Source organism: Micromonospora rifamycinica (assembly GCF_900090265.1).
Classification (GTDB): domain Bacteria; phylum Actinomycetota; class Actinomycetes; order Mycobacteriales; family Micromonosporaceae; genus Micromonospora; species Micromonospora rifamycinica.
The window spans coordinates 340,543-357,970 of sequence record NZ_LT607752.1; the positions used below are offsets into that span (position 1 = coordinate 340,543).

The 17,428-nt window shown below is 74.5% G+C and carries 17 protein-coding genes; 9 read left to right on the forward strand and 8 right to left on the reverse strand.

Going from position 1 to position 17,428, the window contains the following annotated elements; all coding sequences use genetic code 11:
* The first annotated feature begins 9 nt into the window (after positions 1-9).
* The 3 genes from GA0070623_RS01310 (at position 10) to GA0070623_RS01320 (ending at position 3,647) form a co-directional block, all read left to right on the forward strand.
* On the forward strand, positions 10-1,338 hold the full coding sequence (locus tag GA0070623_RS01310) for a sensor histidine kinase (RefSeq protein ID WP_084261422.1): 1,329 nt from the start codon (positions 10-12) through the stop codon (positions 1,336-1,338).
* On the forward strand, positions 1,335-1,961 hold the full coding sequence (locus GA0070623_RS01315) for a response regulator transcription factor (RefSeq protein WP_067310983.1): 627 nt from the start codon (positions 1,335-1,337) through the stop codon (positions 1,959-1,961). The genes GA0070623_RS01310 and GA0070623_RS01315 overlap by 4 nt, the downstream gene beginning before the upstream one ends.
* Positions 1,962-2,096: 135 nt before the next feature.
* On the forward strand, positions 2,097-3,647 hold the full coding sequence (locus GA0070623_RS01320; RefSeq protein ID WP_157517577.1) for a pentapeptide repeat-containing protein: 1,551 nt from the start codon (positions 2,097-2,099) through the stop codon (positions 3,645-3,647).
* 45 nt (positions 3,648-3,692) lie between these two features.
* Here the strand turns inward: GA0070623_RS01320 and GA0070623_RS01325 are convergent, their stop codons facing one another.
* Positions 3,693-4,184: an FBP domain-containing protein gene (locus GA0070623_RS01325; protein WP_067310941.1), complete on the reverse strand. Its 492-nt coding sequence runs from the start codon at positions 4,182-4,184 to the stop codon at positions 3,693-3,695.
* Between the two features lie 65 nt (positions 4,185-4,249).
* Here GA0070623_RS01325 and GA0070623_RS01330 point away from each other — a divergent pair, with 65 nt between their 5' ends.
* Complete coding sequence (locus GA0070623_RS01330) at positions 4,250-4,804, forward strand: TetR/AcrR family transcriptional regulator (protein ID WP_231932616.1); 555 nt, start codon at positions 4,250-4,252, stop codon at positions 4,802-4,804.
* A 134-nt stretch (positions 4,805-4,938) separates the two neighbouring features.
* Here GA0070623_RS01330 and GA0070623_RS30270 read toward each other — a convergent pair whose 3' ends face one another.
* The 4 genes from GA0070623_RS30270 to GA0070623_RS01345 form a co-directional block, all read right to left on the reverse strand.
* Entirely contained in the window at positions 4,939-5,103 is a 165-nt protein-coding gene (locus GA0070623_RS30270; RefSeq protein WP_172898356.1) for a hypothetical protein, read from the reverse strand.
* Positions 5,100-5,321, reverse strand: a complete 222-nt coding sequence (locus GA0070623_RS01335; protein ID WP_067310947.1) for a helix-turn-helix domain-containing protein — start codon at positions 5,319-5,321, stop codon at positions 5,100-5,102. Before GA0070623_RS01335 ends, GA0070623_RS30270 begins: the two co-directional genes overlap by 4 nt.
* Complete coding sequence (locus tag GA0070623_RS01340) at positions 5,321-5,800, reverse strand: DUF2975 domain-containing protein (protein ID WP_067310950.1); 480 nt, start codon at positions 5,798-5,800, stop codon at positions 5,321-5,323. The genes GA0070623_RS01335 and GA0070623_RS01340 overlap by 1 nt, the downstream gene beginning before the upstream one ends.
* Positions 5,801-5,873: 73 nt before the next feature.
* The gene (locus GA0070623_RS01345) at positions 5,874-7,352 is read right to left on the reverse strand and encodes a glutamate--cysteine ligase family protein (protein ID WP_067310954.1); all 1,479 of its coding nucleotides are present in this window, start codon (positions 7,350-7,352) and stop codon (positions 5,874-5,876) included.
* A 162-nt stretch (positions 7,353-7,514) separates the two neighbouring features.
* Here GA0070623_RS01345 and GA0070623_RS01350 point away from each other — a divergent pair, with 162 nt between their 5' ends.
* Complete coding sequence (locus tag GA0070623_RS01350) at positions 7,515-7,850, forward strand: DUF3817 domain-containing protein (RefSeq protein WP_067310957.1); 336 nt, start codon at positions 7,515-7,517, stop codon at positions 7,848-7,850.
* Between the two features lie 31 nt (positions 7,851-7,881).
* Here GA0070623_RS01350 and GA0070623_RS01355 read toward each other — a convergent pair whose 3' ends face one another.
* Positions 7,882-8,427: a hypothetical protein gene (locus GA0070623_RS01355; RefSeq protein ID WP_172898484.1), complete on the reverse strand. Its 546-nt coding sequence runs from the start codon at positions 8,425-8,427 to the stop codon at positions 7,882-7,884.
* 154 nt (positions 8,428-8,581) lie between these two features.
* On the opposite strand from GA0070623_RS01355, the gene GA0070623_RS01360 reads away from it, so the two are divergent.
* The 4 genes from GA0070623_RS01360 (at position 8,582) to GA0070623_RS01375 (ending at position 14,471) form a co-directional block, all read left to right on the forward strand.
* On the forward strand, positions 8,582-9,700 hold the full coding sequence (locus GA0070623_RS01360) for a baeRF2 domain-containing protein (RefSeq protein WP_067310961.1): 1,119 nt from the start codon (positions 8,582-8,584) through the stop codon (positions 9,698-9,700).
* Positions 9,693-11,462, forward strand: a complete 1,770-nt coding sequence (locus GA0070623_RS01365; RefSeq protein WP_067310964.1) for a thiamine pyrophosphate-binding protein — start codon at positions 9,693-9,695, stop codon at positions 11,460-11,462. The genes GA0070623_RS01360 and GA0070623_RS01365 overlap by 8 nt, the downstream gene beginning before the upstream one ends.
* 105 nt (positions 11,463-11,567) lie before the next feature.
* Positions 11,568-12,986, forward strand: coding sequence for a hypothetical protein (locus GA0070623_RS01370; protein ID WP_067310968.1), 1,419 nt, complete (start codon positions 11,568-11,570; stop codon positions 12,984-12,986).
* A gap of 345 nt (positions 12,987-13,331) precedes the next feature.
* Positions 13,332-14,471 (forward strand): SigB/SigF/SigG family RNA polymerase sigma factor, encoded by a 1,140-nt coding sequence (locus GA0070623_RS01375; protein WP_067310972.1) that lies wholly within the window; start codon positions 13,332-13,334, stop codon positions 14,469-14,471.
* A 67-nt stretch (positions 14,472-14,538) separates the two neighbouring features.
* Here the strand turns inward: GA0070623_RS01375 and ctaD are convergent, their stop codons facing one another.
* Both ctaD and GA0070623_RS01385 read right to left on the reverse strand, forming a co-directional pair.
* Positions 14,539-16,542, reverse strand: coding sequence for an aa3-type cytochrome oxidase subunit I (gene ctaD, locus GA0070623_RS01380; protein WP_089003859.1), 2,004 nt, complete (start codon positions 16,540-16,542; stop codon positions 14,539-14,541).
* A gap of 89 nt (positions 16,543-16,631) precedes the next feature.
* On the reverse strand, positions 16,632-17,360 hold the full coding sequence (locus GA0070623_RS01385; protein WP_067314678.1) for an ATP-binding protein: 729 nt from the start codon (positions 17,358-17,360) through the stop codon (positions 16,632-16,634).
* Between the last annotated feature and the right edge of the window lie 68 nt (positions 17,361-17,428).

Sequence of the window (17,428 nt, forward strand, 5' to 3'; positions counted from 1 at the left end):
GCTGAGCCGGTGGGCTGGGTCGGGCGACTGTTCGACGTACGGGACACCCTCGTGCGGATGCTGCTGCTCGATCTCAGCGGCCTCGGCTATCTCCTCTTCGGCACGCGGACCGGGCAGTCGCCGACCGGCGCGCAGTGGGCGTTGGCCGGGACGGCGTTCCTCGTCGCGCTGGTGACGCACCGCCGGCCGCTGGTGAACCTGACGGCACAGACCGTGCTGCTGCTGGTGGCGATCACGGCTGTCGACGACACCACGATCAACCAGGTCGGGGCCAGTTGGGGGCTGCTCGAACTGACCATGCGGTGCCGGCGGCCGCGCACCGGTTGGGTGGCCGCCGGAGTGCTGGGCGTGGTCACGGCGTTCAACCCGGGCGGGCACGGGGCCAAGGGCGTCGCCGGGACGGTGTTCGGGGTGCTGGTGTACGTCGGACTGCCGCTGCTGGCCGGGACGGTGGTACGCACCAACCGGGAACTCGCCCGGCAGGCCGAGGAGCGGCTTCGGGCGGATCAGCTGCGCCGGGAGTCGGAGGGCCGGGCGGCGCGGGCCGACGAACGCAGCGCCATCGCCCGCGAACTGCACGACGTGGTGGCGCACCACGTGGCGTCGATGGTGCTGCGGGTCGGTGTCGCCCGGCACGTCCTCACCGACCCGGATCCCCGGGTGGGGGCGGTCTTCGACGACGTGCACGCGACCGGGACGGCGGCGTTGGCGGATCTGCGGGGGCTGGTCGCGGTGCTGCGGGATCCCGACGCGGCGCATGGGGACGCGGCGCTGACCTCGATCGAGCCGTCGGCGCTGCCGACCGCGCTCGGCGCGGCGGTCGACCGGGCACGGCAGTCGGGGGTGACGGTGGAGGCGGAGGTCGATCCGGCGGTGGGCGCGCTCGACGCGGTACGGGGGCTGGCGGTCCTGCGGTTGACCCAGGAGGCGTTGACCAACGTGGTGAAGCATGCCGGCGCGGCCACCCGGGCGCGGCTGTCGGTGTCGGTCGTCGGCGACGCCGTCCATTGGGAGGTGGCCGACGACGGGCGGGGCTGGACCCCGGCGACGGTCCCGCCCGGCGGTGGGCACGGCATCACCGGCATGCGGGAGCGCGTCGAGGTGCTCGGCGGGCGGCTGGAGGCCGGCCCGGCCGGCACCGGTTGGCGGGTCCGGACGGTGCTGCCCGCCGTGGCGTCGACCGAAGCCGGCCCGTCCCCGGCCGCCGGCCCACCTCCCGGCGGTCCGACGCCCGCACCACCGGGGGCGGGTGGTCCGACGCCCGCACCGCTCGGGGGTGACGGTCCGACGACCCCGCCGCCCGGCTCGGGCGGTCCGTACCCGGCGTGGCGGTCGTGATCCGGGTGCTGCTGGTCGACGACCAGCACCTCATCCGCGCGGGCCTGCGCATGCTCTGCGAGGCCCAGCCCGACATCGAGGTGGTCGGGGAGGCCGACAACGGCCGCGACGCGGTCACCCTGGCCGCCCGGCTCGTCCCCGACGTGGTGGTGATGGACCTGCGGATGCCCGGCGTCGACGGGATCACCGCCACCGGCCGTATCCTCGCCGGCCGGCCCGGGGCGCGGGTGCTGGTGCTGACCACGTTCGGCGACGACGACCACCTCTATCCCGCGCTCACCGCCGGGGCCTGCGGCTTCCTGCTCAAGGACGCCCCGCCCGGTGAGCTGGTCGACGGGGTGCGGCGGGCCGCCGCCGGGGGCAGCCCGTTCAGCGAGGAGGTGCTGCAGCGGCTGGTCCGACGGGCGGTGCACGCCCGCGCCGAGCCGCCCCGGCCGGTGTCCGGGCTGACCGCCCGGGAACAGGACGTGCTCGACCTGGTGGCCGAGGGGCTGTCGAACTCCGAGATCGCCGACCGGCTGCACATCGGCGTGACCACCGTGAAGACCCACATCACCAGCCTGATGACCAAGACGGACAGCCCGAACCGGGTCCGCCTGGCGCTGTTCGCCCGGGGCGGCTGACCGCGCACGCCCGCGATGGTGGAGCGCGCCGCCCGGGGCCGGTGTCGGTCGGCCCGGCTATCCTGCGCGACGCCGGGGCGTCCCCCGGCGGGCTCGGGTGGGGAGGTCGGGGTGACGGTCGGGGAGTCGGACCCGGTGGCGTTTCAGGGAGCCGTCCGCGCGGTCGCGCAGGAGACGGGCGCGGGCCGGATCGCCGCGCTGCGCCGTCTCGGTGAGCTGGTGGCCGGGCGTCCCGGGCTGCGGCCGCCGGCGGTCGCGGCGCTCGCCGACGGGCTGCGGACGCCGGTGGGGGCCGACGGCTGGGACGTCGACGCCCGGCGGGAGGCGGGCCGGGTGCTGGCCACGCTGCTGCGCCCCGCAGCGGTGGCGGAAACGCCGGCCGGGCCGGTCGACCTGCCCGCCGCACCGGACCTGCCCGGCGTCGACCTCGACCTGCGGGCGGCCACCCTGGTGGATCTCGACCTCTCCCGCGCGGTGCTGGGTGCGGGCCGGTTCGCCGACGCCACGTTCCTCGGGACCACCTCGTTCGCCGACGTCCGGTTCACCGGTGTCGCCGACTTCGCCCGCACCGTCTGGCCCGGCCCGGCCCGGTTCAGCCAGGCCCGGTTCCTCGACCATGCCGCGTTCGGCCGGGCCCGGTTCCGCGCCGACGCCGATTTCACCGGGGCGCGGTTCGCCGCGTTCGCCTGGTTCGGCCGGGGCGAGGACGAGCTGTGGGAGGACGACCCGGCCTGGGAGAGCACCGAGGAGACCTCGCCCGCGCCCTGGGACGAGCCGAACGAGGACGACCCGCACTGGCCGGTCGCCGTGCTGATGGGCGACTACCAGGAGTGGAGCGAGGGCGGTGACGGCGCCCGGTTCGTCGGGCCGGTGTCGTTCCGGCAGGCCCGGTTCACCGGTCCGGCCTGGTTCTTCAAGGCGCGGTTCGCCGCCGCCGCGACGTTCCGCCAGGCCCGGTTCGCCGGCCCGGTCCACCTCGACCAGCCCACCGTGGACCTCACCGGCGCTACCTGGGCCGACACTGCCGACGGCGGCCCGGTGTGCTGGCCGCTGGGCTGGACGCCGGCAGTGTCGGCCCGGCCGGACGGGGCGCAGCTGGTGCCCGACGACGCCGTCCGGCCGTACGCGGGCCAGCTCGCCGACGCCGACCCCGACGTGCGCCGGGCCGGCCTGGCGGTCCTCGCCGACCTCGGCGATGCCCGGCCGGAGCTGCGGCAGCGGGTGGTGGACACGATCTGCGGCTATCTGCGGATGCCGCTGCCGTTCGACCTGGCCGGACCACGCACCGACGGGCAGGCCGTCGAGCTGGAGCTGCGGCGCACCGCGCAGCGGCTGCTCGCGGCGCGGCTGCGACCGTCGACGGACGCCGTGGGCGGGCCGCCGCACTGGGCGGGGACGGATCTCATGCTCTGCGGGGCCACCCTGGTCGACCTCGACCTCGGCGGTTGTCACGTGGGCCACGCCGATTTCACCGGTGCCCAGTTCCACGGCGACACCGGGTTCGCGGGGAGCGTCTTCACCGGGGCGACCTTCCGGCTCGGCGGCGACGGGCGGGCGTCGTTCCACGGTCCGGTCAGCTTCGCCGGGGCCCGGCTCGACCTGCGCCGGAGTGTGCGCGAGGTGCTCGGTGAGGTCACCTGTCATGCCGAGGTGGTGATCGACGAGGCGGTGCCGCCCCCGCAGTGAGCACCGGCGCCGGGCCGGTCCCGCCGTCGATCCGCCGGGTCGGGGTCAGCCGGTCACCCGGGCGACGAACGCGGCGACGTTCGTCGTCAGCCGCTGGACCTTCTCCTCCGTGGTGAGCGACTCCTGCATCCGGGCACCCGGCCCGGGGTCCTTGCGTCCGCGCACGTAGAGCGGGCAGGCGAGGTCGGTGCAGAGGTAGGTGCCCACCGAGTTGCCCTGCTGCCCCGCTTTGCCGGCCCTCGGCGCGACCATCAGGCTGACGCCGCCGGCGGGGGAGGTCAGGCAGATGGTGCACAGGCCGCGCGGCGGCTGCCGGGTGGTGGGGGTGGGGCAGCGCAGCACCAGGGCGGTCCGCCGGCCGTCCAGCTCGGTGACCAGGTAGGCCCGGTCGGGAGCGCGGGGGTCGCGCCAGCCGAGGTAGTCCAGCTCGGGCCAGGGGCGGTCGGCCAGGTCACGGGGGACGTACAGCCGCTTGCTCTCGCCCTTGGTGCAGTTGACGAACGCGGACCGGATCTCCTGCTCGGTCAGTGGTTCCATGACGGCAACGGTAATTTGCCTAAAACCTTTAGGCAAACCCATAATGAGTCATGGTACGAGCGGGCTTGACCCCCGGACGCCTCACCCGGGCCGGCGCGGAGCTGGCCGACGAGGTCGGCTTCGACCAGGTGACCCTCTCGGCGCTCGCCCGGCGCTTCGACGTACAGGTCGCGAGCCTCTACGCGCACGTGCGGAACTCCGGCGACCTGCGGACCCGGATCGCCCTGCTGGCCCTCGACGAGCTGGCTGTCCGGGCCGCCGACGCCCTCGCCGGTCGGGCCGGCCGGGACGCGCTGGCCGCCCTCGGCGGCGTCTACCGCGACTACGCCCGGGAGCATCCTGGCCGGTGGGCCGCCGCCCAGCTCAGGCTCGACCCGGAGGCGGCCGCCGCCAGCGCGGGCGGCCGGCACGCCGAGCTGACCCGGGCCATTCTGCGCGGCTACCAGCTCGGCGAGCCCGACCAGACCCATGCGGTCCGGCTGCTGGGCAGCGTCTTCAACGGTTACGTCAACCTCGAACTGGGCGGCGGGTTCGACCACAGCGCCCCGGACACCGAGCAGACCTGGATCCGGGTCCTCGACGCCCTGGACGCCCTGCTGCGGAACTGGCCCGCGCCCTGACCGGCCGGTGTGGCGCCGGGTCCGCCGGGCCGTCATGGTCGACGCCCTGCCGGCCCCGCCTGCCCTGCCCCCGCCCGCCGGGGTCGAGGGCGCGTGCGTCGCCGGCCCACCCGCCGGGACGGGGCGTGGTGGCGTCAGCGGGGGCGGCGGGCGATCCGGACGCCGATGGCGAGTGCGCCGATCACCAGCAGGCCGCCCAGGAACTGGAGGCCGGGGGAGTCGTCGGACTCGCCGAGCACGACGCCGGCCACCCCGGCGGCCAGGACCACGACCGCGGCGAGGGCGAGCAGGTACCTCACGGCGTCGGCTCCCCGTCGTCGACGAATTCGAGCACGTCGCCCGGCTGGCAGTCGAGCACCCGGCAGATCGCCTCCAGGGTGCTGAACCGCACCGCCTTGGCGCGGCCGTTCTTCAGCACGGCCACGTTCGCCGGGGTCAGCCCGACCCGTTCGGCGAACTCGCCCACGCTCATCTTGCGTTTGGCCAGCTCGACGTCGATGCGTACGACGATGGGCATCAGATCACCGCCTCCATGTCGGTACGCAGCGCGGTGGCCTGCCGCAGCAGCGCCCGCATCACCACCATGAGCAGCCCGAGCACGGTGACGCCGACCGACAGCAGGAACAGCAGCATCGGCAGACCCGGGTCGTCGGCGTGGAACCCGACGTAGAGGAATACCCCCACCAGCGTCAGCCAGCCGGCGGCGATGGCCCAGACGATGGCGTCCACCCAGGCCAGCGCGGGTTCGCTGAAGATCCGGTCCTTCCTGACCAGGGTGAGCAGCCGCCAGGTCGCCACGATCACCACCTGGACGCAGAGCACCCAGAACACCGTCACGGCGGTGGCGGGCCAGCGCAGGTAGGCCTGCTCGGGCGACTCGCGCGCCAGGTGGGCGAACTGACCGGGCAGCGACATGGTCTGGAACAGGACCAGCACCGCGAACAGGACCACGAGGAAACCTCTGAGGGCGGTGACCGCCCAACGTGCCGTCGTCATGTATCGACTATCGCTCTTAACCTATCGAAAGTCAATCGACTCGGCGATGCGGGAGGACCCGGGAAACCCTCCGTCAGGGGACCGGCCACTCGTGGACCGGACGGTTGCTGTGCATCAGCTCGACGTAGTGGCGGACCACCTCGCGCAGCGCCTCGGGGCGGTCGAGGTGGTCGGCGGACTCCAGCCGGTGCAGCGCCGCCACCTGCCAGCTCGCGCCGTTGCGCCCGGTCAGGCAGCGCTGCTCGATGATGCCGAGCAGCCGGTCCCGTTCGGCCGGATCCACCCCCCACCCGTCCAGCCCCTGGTGGGCCAACGGCAGCAGCCGGCGCAGCACCAGCTCGGTCGCCGGCAGGTAGCCCAACCCCGGCCAGTAGACCTGCGCGTCGACGCCGTGCCGGGCGCCGCTGGTGAAGTTCTCCTCCGCCGCGCTGAACGACATCTGCGACCACAGTGGCCGGTCCGCCTCGGCCAGCGCCCGGACCAGCCCGAAGTAGAACGCGCCGTTGGCGATGGTGTCCACCACGGTCGGCCCGGCCGGCAGCACCCGGTTCTCCACCCGCAGGTGCGGCCGACCCTTCCACACGTCGTAGACCGGCCGGTTCCAGCGGTAGATGGTGCCGTTGTGCAACCGCAGCTCGGCCAGCTTCGGCACCCCGCCCGCGGCCAGCGTCTCGGCCGGGTCCTCCGGGTCGCCGACCGGCAGCAGCGCCGGGAAGTAGCGCACGTTCTCCTCGAACAGGTCGAAGACGCTGTTGATCCACCGCTCACCGAACCAGACCCGCGGGCGTACCCCCTGGGCCTTGATCTCCTCGGGGCGGGTGTCGGTGGCCTGCTGGAACAGCGGCACCCGGGTCTCCCGCCACAGCTCACGGCCGAAGAACAGCGGCGAGTTCGCCCCCAGCGCGAGCTGGACCCCGGCGACCGCCTGGGCGGCGTTCCAGTAGCCGGCGAAGTCGGCCGGGCTGACCTGGAGGTGGAACTGGGTGCTGGTGCAGGCCGCCTCCGGGGTGATGGTGTCGGCGGTGGTGGCCAGCCGCTCCACCCCGCTGATGGCGATCCGCAGATCCTCGCCCCGGGCGGCGAAGATCTGCTCGTTGAGCAGCGCGTAGCGCGGGTTCGCCGACAGTGCGCCGGCGGTCAGGTGCCCCGGTTCCAGGGTGGGCAGGATGCCGATCATGACCATGTGGGCGCCGACCGTCCGGGCCTTCTCCTCGGCGGCGTTCAGGCTGGCCCGCACGTGCGACTCGAACTCGGCCGTGCCGGTGCCGACGAGCCGCCGGGGCGCCACGTTGATCTCCACGTTGAACTGGCCCAGCTCGGTCTGGAAACTGGGATCGGCGACGGCGGCGAGCACGTCGGCGTTGCGCATCGTCGGGCGGGAGTCGTCGTCGACCAGGTTCAGCTCGATCTCCAGGCCGGTCATCGGCCGTTCGACGTCGAACCGGGACTCCCGCAGCATCTCGGCGAAGACGTCCAGACACCGGCGTACCTTCTCCCGGTATCGGGCCCGGTCCTCCCGGCTGAAGGTGCGCGCTCCGACTTCCTCGCCCATGGCCACCGCCCTGTCACCGTTGGTCCGATCAACCTTGCACGTCCCCGGGGAACCGGAAAGGCCCGAAGGACCCTCTACGTACCCACCGACGACCCTGGTGATCCCCACGGCTTCCCGGCCGTCGCGGGCCGGCCGGCGACGACCGCTGGATAGCATGGCGCGATGCGCGAGAAGACGACCCGACTGTTCGTGGCGGCCGCCATCGCCGAGGCGTGCTCCTGGCTGGCCCTGCTGGTCGGCATGGCGGTGAAGTACGGCCCGCCGGGCAACGAGATCGGCGTGCAGGTCTTCGGGCCGATCCACGGCGCGCTCTTCGTGGCGTACGGCATCCTGGTGCTCGCCGTCGCCCGGCTGCACCGGTGGTCCCCCGGGGTCACCGTCGTCGCGCTGGTCTGTGCGGTGCCGCCCTTCGCCACCCTGTTCTTCGAGCGGTGGGCCGCCCGTCGGGGGCTGCTGCGGGCCACCCCGGCGTCGCGCCCGCTGACCCCGGTCGGCTGACCCGCGCCCGCTGACCCCGGTCGGCCCGCGGTCAGGTGAGGATCACGGCGGTGGCGACCAGCAGCACCAGCACCGCCCCCAGCACCGCCTGGATCAGCAGCGGCGGGCCGAGGTGGCTCCACACCGTCGCGGTACGCGGGGTCAGCAGCTGCCCGGTGGTCAGGTTGACGATCCGCTCGATGCGCGGCGGCAGGTCGACGTCCTGCGGGCGGAGGGTCAGCTGCACCCAGTCGGACGGGTGCACCGCGCTCTGGGGCAGGTGCCCGTGCAGCTCCACCTCGTAGAGCTGGCCGTGGTCGTCGCGCACCCGCAGCGGGGTGACCAGGAACTCCGGCCCCTTCTTGAGGTCCTTCCACTTTCGGCGGGCGCCCCCACCGCCGAGGCTGGACAGCACCGTACGCACCAGCATCACCAGCAGCCCCGCCACGCTCGCCGCGGTCAGCACCGCCACCAGCACCGGCTGGCCGATCCTGACCTCGCGGGAGTAGCCGTCCATGAACCGGACCACCCGCCCGGTGAGTATCCGCTGCGTCGGGCGTATCACCCGATTACGGAGATCGCTGTCCATGTTCACCACCGAGAGTCCGGTTCCGTTCACTGATGGTATCCGCCTCCTGGGTCGAATGACGTGAATGAACCGGCGTCTCACGGCCCCCGGCCGCCCCGTCGTGACGAGGTGACATCCCGGGTGGCGCGGGTAAGCGGGCGGTCGAGCCGGAAAGGGGTCGAGCATGCAGCTGTCCTTCCTGCGCCCGCTCTACGACCGTCCCGGGCCGTGGTGCTCGGTCTATCTGGACGCCTCCCGGGACACCCAGGACGCGCGTCCGGCACTGGACCTGCGCTGGCGTGCCCTGGCCGAGCAGCTCGTCGCCGACGGGGCGGACGAGCCCACCGTCGCGGCACTGGACCGGGTGGTCCGGGGCCACGACCCGATGCCGGGCGACTACGGGCTGGCCGCGTTCGCCAGCCGGGGCCGGGTGGTCCTCTCCGAGTACCTGTCCGCGCCGCCGCTGCGCGACCTGGCCGCGTACACCGCGCTGCCGCACGTCATGCCGCTGCTCGCGCAGCGCGGTGAACAGGTCGCCTGGGTCCGGGTGCTCGCCGACCGCACCGGCGCGGACGCCGTCGCGGTCAGCGCCGGCGGGGTGCCGCGGCGGTCCCACGTCACGGGCACGCAGACCTACCCGCTGCGCCGGGGGCAGTCCGGCGGCTGGTCCCAGTCCCGCTACCAGCGGGCCGCGATGGAGGCCTGGCACCACAATGCCGGGGACGCCGCCGCGGCCACCGCCGAGCTGGCCGACCGGGTCGGCGCGGACGTGGTGGTGGTCGCCGGGGACATCCGGGCCACCGGAATGATCGCCGCGCAACTGCCGTCGCGCTGGCAGGACGTGGTGGTCCGCACCGACGCCGGCTCCCGGGCCGGCGGCGCCGACCCGACCGCGATGGACGACGTCACCGTGCAGACCATCGCGGAGGCGGCCGACCGGCACGTCACCGCCGCCCTGGACCGGTTCGGCACCCAGCAGGACGTCGGGGCGGGGCTGGACGCCGTGGTGGACGCCCTGCAACGCCACCAGGTCGACACCATGCTGCTCGTCGACGACCCGTCGGCCATCGGCGAGCTGTGGATCGGCCCGCGGCCCACCGACCTCGCCACCGCACCCGGCGGACTCGCCGCGGTGGCCGACCCGCAGCGGGTCCGCGCCGACGCGGCACTGGTCCGGGCGCTGGTCGGCACGGACGCCGACCTGACCGTCCTCGGGCCGGACGAGGCCCCCGAGCTGGCCGACGGGATCGGCGCCGTGCTGCGGTACGCCGATCCGGCCACCCCGGGACGGGACCATGGCTGACCGTACGGTCGCCCAGCTGGTGGTGGACCGGTTGCGGGCCTGGCGGGTGCCCCGCGCCTTCGGCTGCCCGGGAGACGCGATCGGCCCGGTGGTCGGGGCGTTGGACTCCGCCGGTGGGGATCCGGAGTTCGTCCCCGCCCGGCACGAGGAGACCGCCGCCTTCATGGCGACCGGCCACGCCAAGTTCACCGGCGGCGTGGGGGTCTGCCTGGCCACCCAGGGGCCGGGCGCGGTGCACCTGCTCAGCGGCCTGTACGACGCGAAACTGGACAGCCGGCCGGTGGTGGCCATCATCGGCGAGGACGTCTGCGGGCCGCTGGGCGAGGTGCACGAGGAGATCGGGCTGAGCCGGCTCTTCGCCGACGTGTGCCACCAGTTCGTCCGTTACGGCCGTACCCCGGCCCAGGTGCCGGCGCTGCTCGACCAGGCGTTCCGTACCGCGGTGGCGACCCGCAGCCCGACCTGCGTGGTGCTGCCCCGCGCGTTGCAGGTAGCCGCCGTGGCCGACCTGCAACCGCACGCGGCGGGGGTGCTCAACGCGACGCCGGGTGAACCGCTGGCCCGGGTGCTGCCCCACCGGGCGGACCTGGACGCCGCCGCGGCGCTGCTCACCGTCGGGCGACGGGTGGCGATCCTGGTCGGGCAGGGCGCCCGGGGCGCGGCGGAGCAGATCACCGTGCTGGCCGACCGGCTGGGCGCGGGGGTGGCCAGCTCGCTGCCGGGCAAGCCGGTCCTCGACGAGCGGCTGCCGTTCCACACCGGGGTGCTCGGCGAGGTCGGCACCCCGGCCGCCGCGGAGCTGATGGGCGGCGCCGACACGCTGCTGCTGGTGGGCACCAACGACCCGTGGACCGACTACCTCCCGCCGCCGGGCCAGACCCGCACCATCCAGATCGACATCGACGGACGACGGATCGGCACCCGCTACCCGGTGGACGTGCCACTGGTCGGCGACGCCGCCGAGACGGTACGCGCCCTGGTGGGCCAGGTCGCCGACCGGCCGAACCGGCAGTGGCGGGCCACCGTCGAGGGCTCGGTGGACCGGTGGCGCAGCGCCGCCGCCGCCCGCGCCGCCGAACCGGCCGAGCCGGTCAACCCGCAACTGGTGCTGCACAAGCTGTCCACCCGGCTGCCCCGGACCGGGGCGGTCGCGGTCGACGTCGGTGCGGTGCTGCCCTGGTACGCCCGCCACCTGACGCTGCCCCCCGGGGTCGACGCGCAGCTCTGCGGTGCCCTCGGCTCCCCGGGCTGCGCGCTGCCGTACGCGTTCGCGGCCAAGCTGGACCGCCCGGACGCACCGGTGGTCGCCCTGCTGGGCGACGACGCGATGCAGCTCAGCGGGCTGGCCGAGCTGATCACCGTGGCGCAGCGCTGGCAGGAGTGGGCCGATCCCCGGCTGGTGGTGCTGGTGCTCAACGACCGTGACCACCGCGACCCGGGTGACGGCCGGTGGGTGCCGCCCGGGGTGGCCGCCCGGTCGCGTCCCGGGGCGGCGGGCGTCCGCCGGGCCGACGTGCCGTACGCCGGGTGGGCCCGGCTGCTCGGGCTGCACGGTGTCCGGGTGGACCGGCCGGAGCTGGTGGGAGCCGCCTGGGACGAGGCGCTCGCCGCCGACCGGCCGTGCGTGCTGGAGGCGGTGGTGGACCCGACGGTGCCCCGGCGGGCACCGGAGCCGGCCCTGGCCGACCTGCGGGACCTCGTCGCCGACGGCGACGCCGCCCGGCGGATCCGGGACCGGATGATGTCGGCCGACGGGCGGTGACCACCGTGCCGGAGCCGCCGGGGCCTACCGGCCGGAGGTCGAGGATTGCGCCCGTCGGCGCGGGATGCCCTGTTTAGACCCCAGCGGGACGGGAAGCCGGGCCGCGTGGTGAGCGATCGGGGCAGGACGGAACCGGTGCCGTGGGCGACGACGGCCCCGGACGCCGGGCTGTCCGGTGACCGGGTGGTCGCCGCGGGCAGCACCGCGCGGGTGCTGGTGGCCGCCGCCGCCCGGGCGTTGCGCGGGCTGGACTGCGCGGACCTGGGGCACCCCGGCCCGTCGTCCCGGTCCACCGTCGCCGCGGAGCCGGCCCGGCGGGACGCCGGACGGGTGACGCTCACCGCCGCGCAGGCCGCCGGGGTGGACGGGGAGCGGGTGGCCCGGTGGATCGTCGGCCAGTACCCCCGGCAGCGCTATCCGGCGGTGGTGCTGGGCTCGCCGCACGCCGCCGCCGTCCACCTGGCCGTGGCGCTCGGGGTGCCCTGGTTGCCGGCCGGGTTCGAGATGACCGCCCAGTGGACACACGGCGCGGTAGACCGGCCCGGGGCCGCCCTGGACCACGGCGCCGCGTTCGCCGCCCGGGTCCTCGCCGGCAACCCCGACCTGCACGTACGCCAGGTGCACTGCCCGGCCAGCCGGGGCGCGCTGGCCGGGACCACGCTCAGCCTGGTGGCCCGGTGGCGGTCGCTGCCGGTGGCGTACGCCCGGTTCCTGGCCGACCGGCTGACCCGCCGCTCGGCGGTGCTGCTCGTCGGCGACGGACGCGGCTGGCCGGTGTCGGACTCCGGACCGGGGCACAGCTTCCAGCTCGGCTCCCCGGCCAGCGGCCTGGAGCCGGTGGACTTCCATCCGGACTCCCCGACCCTGCGCCAGGTGCTCCGGGCCGCCGGCGGTACCGGGGCCGGGTGGGAGCCGCCGCCGGTCACCGCCGCCCGGGGCTCCGCCGAGCACGGGGTCGAGCCGGGTTTCACCAGTGCCCTGGACCAGTGGACCCGTACCCGGGGGCACGAGCTGCGGCAGGTCGGGGTGCCGCACCCGGGGGTGCTCAGCGCGGCCACCGCCGACCTCTACCGGCGGTGGCTGCGCCGGGCCGGCAAGACCGGCGACCGGTTGGTGGTCGAGTGCGGCCGGTTGCTCGACCCGTGGCAGGTGGTGCGGGCGGGGCTGGTGCCGTACTGGTGTGAGAACGCGACCCGGCGCAGCGTGGACGACGTGGAGTGGTGGCTGGCCGGCAGCGAACCGTTCAACTCGGTGGACGTGCTGCCCGAGTCGCCGGGGATGCGGTCCCCGGCGTTGGCCGGGCTGCCGCAGTGGCTGGCGGTGGCGGCGTTCGGGCGTCGTCGCCGGGCGCTGGACCGCACCGCCGCCCGGGGCTACCCGGTCGGGCCGGTGGCCACCCGGCGGGCCACCGAGGTGCTGCGCGGCCAGCCGTACGACCTGCCGACGCCGCCGCCGCTGGGTGTCGGCGAGGCGCTCGCCGGGTTGCACGAGGCGGGTGCGTCGCTGGGGTTGGCGGTGTCCTGACCGGTCCGTGCCGGCCGTCGGCCGGCTCCGGTGGGAGCGCCGGTGACCTCCGACCGGCCGGGCGGGGTTAGCCCGGAAAGGGGACACCCGGGGTGTCCGCGCCGCCCGGCCGGACCCGGCGCACCGAAACATCCTCGCGAACCCGGGGCTGCGTGGTTGAGTACCTGGGGAGCGGGAGGACCGCCCGCCGCGACGGTTGGACCACGTCGCGTGACGGTCGGTCGCCGTTCCCACGCGTCCGGTGATCCCGGCGCGGCAGGTGACCTACTTCCGACCCGGTGCGTGGTCCCACCACGCGCACGACCGGCTCGATCCGGGCGGGGGACCTTCCTGAGGGAGGCGCGGATGTTCGGACAGACCACCACGACCACACCACCGCCGACCGATCGCGGTCTGGAGGACCTGGACGCCGCGGCGCTGGCGTACGCGGCGCGGATCGCCGGCCTGCCACCGGAGCGTCGGGGGGAGGCGCGCGAGGACCTGGTCCGGTTCGCCCTGCCGTTCGCCGGCCGGCTGGCCCGCCGCTACCGGGGGCGGGGTGAGCCGCTGGAGGACCTGGAGCAGGTGGCCCGGCTCGGCCTGGTCAACGCCGTCGACCGGTACGACCCCGAACGGGGCTCGTTCACCGCGTACGCGGCGATCACCATCGTCGGGGAGATCAAGCGGCACTTCCGGGACCGGACCTGGGGGGTGCACGTGCCCCGCCGGCTGCGTGACCTGATCCTGGAGGTCGGCCAGGCGACCTCGGCGTTGACCAGTGAGCTGTCCCGGGCGCCGAGCGTGGCCGAGCTGGCGGCCCGGCTGGAGACGCCGGAGGAGGAGATCCTGGCCGCGCTGGAGTCGGCAGCCGGATACAGTCCGGCCTCGCTCAACGCGCCCGTCGGCGGGGAGAGTTCCGCCGAGTTCGGTGACCTGGTGGGGGAGTCGGACAGTGACCTGGAGTCGGTGGACGACCGGGTGACGATCAGCGGGCTGCTGCACCGGTTGCCCTGGCGGGAGCGGCGGATCCTGGCGATGCGCTTCTACGGCAACCAGACCCAGGCGGAGATCGCCGCCCGGTTCGGCATCTCCCAGATGCACGTCTCCCGGCTGCTGTCCCGGGCGCTGACCTGGTTGCGTCAGGCGATGCTCGCCGACACCCCGCCGCCGTGGCAGAACGGCGCCGCGGAGACGGAGACCGCCCGGAACCGGATCGTGGTCAAGCGCACCGCCGAGCGGACCGTGGTGGAGGTCGGGGGCGAGATCGACCGGGACGGCGCGGACCAGTTGCGCCGGACGATGCTGGAGGCGGTCGCCGGGCAGCCCCGCGAACTGGTGGTGGACCTGGACGGCGCGGGCGGGGTCGACGCCGGTGGCATCGCCGCCCTGGTGGCGGGCCGGGACGCGGCGATCCGTACCGGGGTGCCGGTGCGGCTGACCCGGGTCCAGCCGGCGGTGGGGCGGTCGCTGGCCGCCGCGGGTCTGCCCGCCCCCGTGGACGCCTGAACCGACGACGGCCGCCGGGCCGGCACCCCCTCGCGGGAGCGCCGGCCCGGCGGCCGTGGCGTGCCGGTCAGCGCCGCCCGGGGTCGTCGTCCGTGCCGTGCGGGTGACGCCACCGCTCGGGGGTGTCGGGATCCGCGCCGCCGGGTGGTTCGCTGTCGGGCGCGTCGGAGTGCGCGAAGCCGGGCCGGCGGACGTCCTCCGGCTCGGGTACCTCCACCGGGCGGGCACCGGACTGCGGGGCGGGCTGGTAGGCGACCGCCTCCCGGGCACCGTGCGCGCCCTCGGCCGCCGGTGACTCGGGGACGTGCCGTTCGTGGTGCAGCTCGTCGTGCAGTTCCTGCGGCGGTCGGGTGGTGCGTTGCGGCAGGTCCCGGCCGAGGTCGGCGACGAGCGGACCGTACTTCGCGTCGAAGGCGGGGCGTTCGGAGCGGATCCGGGGCATCCGGTCGAAGTTGCGCAGCGGCGGCGGGCAGGAGGTGGCCCATTCCAGCGAGTTGCCGAAGCCCCACGGGTCGTCCACCGTCACCAGCGCGCCGTACCGCCAGGACTTCCAGACGTTGTAGAGGAAGAACAGGGTGGACGCGCCGAGCACGAACGACCCGACGGTGGAGATCATGTTGAGCGTGGTGAAGCCGTCGCCGGGCAGGTAGTCGGCGTACCGCCGGGGCATGCCCTCGTCACCCAGCCAGTGCTGGACCAGGAAGGTGGCGTGGAAGCCGACGAACATGGTCCAGAAGTGCAGCTTGCCGAGCCGTTCGTCGAGCAGCCGGCCGGTCATCTTGGGGAACCAGAAGTAGACCCCGCCGAAGGCGGCGAAGACGATCGTGCCGAACAGCACGTAGTGGAAGTGCGCCACCACGAAGTACGAGTCGGTCACGTGGAAGTCCACCGGCGGGCTGGCCAGCAGCACCCCGGTCAGGCCGCCGAGCAGGAAGGTCACCAGGAACCCGACGGCGAAGAGCATCGGCGTCTCGAAGGTGAGCTGGCCCTTCCACATGGTGCCGATCCAGTTGAAGAACTTCACCCCGGTGGGCACCGCGATCAGGTAGCTGAGGAAGCTGAAGAACGGCAGCAGCACCTGACCGGTGGCGAACATGTGGTGCGCCCAGACGGTCATCGACAGCACGGTGATCGCGACCGTGGCCAGCACCAGACCGGTGTAGCCGAAGATCGGCTTGCGGCTGAAGACCGGGATGATCTCGGTGATGATGCCGAAGAACGGCAGCGCCACGATGTAGACCTCGGGATGGCCGAAGAACCAGAACAGGTGCTGCCAGAGCATCGGCCCGCCGGTCGCCGGGTCGTAGACGTGGGCGTCGAGCAGCCGGTCCGCGCCGAGGGCCAGCAGCGCCGCGGCCAGCAGCGGGAAGACCAGGATCACCAGGACGGCGGTGAGCAGCATGTTCCACGTGAAGATCGGCATCCGGAACATGGTCATGCCGGGGGCGCGCAGGGTCAGCGTGGTGGTGATCAGGTTGACCGCGCCGAGGATGGTGCCCAGCCCGGAGACGACCAGGCCGACCACCCACAGGTTCCCCCCGATGCCGGGGGAGTTCGTCGCGTCGCTGAGCGGGTTGTACGCCGTCCAGCCGAAGTCCGCCGCGCCGCCCGGGGTGAGGTAGCCGCCGACGACCATGGTGCCGCCGAACAGGTAGAGCCAGTACGCGAACGCGTTGAGCCGGGGGAACGCCACGTCCGGGGCGCCGATCTGTAACGGCACGACGTAGTTGCCGAAGGCGAACACCAGCGGGGTGGCGAAGAGCAGCAGCATGATCGTGCCGTGCATGGTGAAGGCCTGGTTGTACTGCTCCGGGGAGAGGAACTGCATCCCGGGCCGGGCCAGTTCGGCCCGGATCAGCAGGGCCAGCACCCCGCCGATCAGGAAGAACACGAACGACGTGACCAGGTAGAGCAGGCCGATCTGCTTGGCGTCGGTGGTGCCGAGCAGCCGCAGCAGCTTGTTCCCGGGCAGCGCCGGACGGACCGGGCCGGGGAAACCGCCGAACCGGGCCGGGGCGAGGATCGCCGGCCCCCGGTCCCGGGCCGGTTCCGTGGTTACCCGTCTGGGCATGGTTCTCTCACCCCGTCGTGACGACAGAAAGGACGGGCGCGACTACCCGCCCCACTGCCCATGTAACCAGGCGAGAGGGGGAATTTCGGTCAATTGGCCGGCAGGAGTGCCCAGACCACCTTGCCGTCGGCCAGCGGAGAGCTGCCCCAGCGCTGCGCCATCTCCCGGATCAGCAGCAGCCCCCGGCCGCCCTCGGCGGAGAGGCTCGGGCTGGCCTCGCGGGCCGCCGTCCGGCTGCCGTCGGCGACCGCCACCCGCAGGTACGGCTGGTGCAGGGTCAGCGTGATCCGCATCGGGGTGTGGGCGTGGCGCACCACGTTGCCGACCAGCTCGCTGAGCACCAGCGATGCCGGCTCGACCAGGTGCGGCACGTTCCACCGCGAACAGGCGTCCCCGACCAGCTCCCGGGCGCGTCGGCAGGCCCCCGCCACCGGCTCCAGCCGGGCCCGCAGCCGGGGCGCGGCGGCGGCCCCGGCCAGCCGGGTCGCCTCCGCGCAGTCCTGCCGCACCGGCACCACCCGACAGGCGGTGGAGGTGGCCAGCCAGGCCGCGGCGTCCGGCGGGGGAGAGCAGAGCACCACCGGCACGGCGGGCCAGTCGGCGGCCTGCCGTGCGGCGGCGGCGAACACCGACAGCGCCAGCCGGTCGGCGACGGTCACCCGGCCCAGGTCGACCACCAGCGCGTCCGGCAGGGTGGTCAGGCAGCGGTCCAGCACGGTGTGCACGGCGCGCATGGTCCCGAGGTCGAGCGCGCCGGCCAGGCGTACGACGGTCACCGGCGACTCGTCGTTGACCTCGCAGGTGATCCGGCTGACCATCGGCCCTCGATTCCGTTCGTGGTGCTCCGCAGGACCGCCAGGTACCCGCGACCCGGCGGGGCGAAACC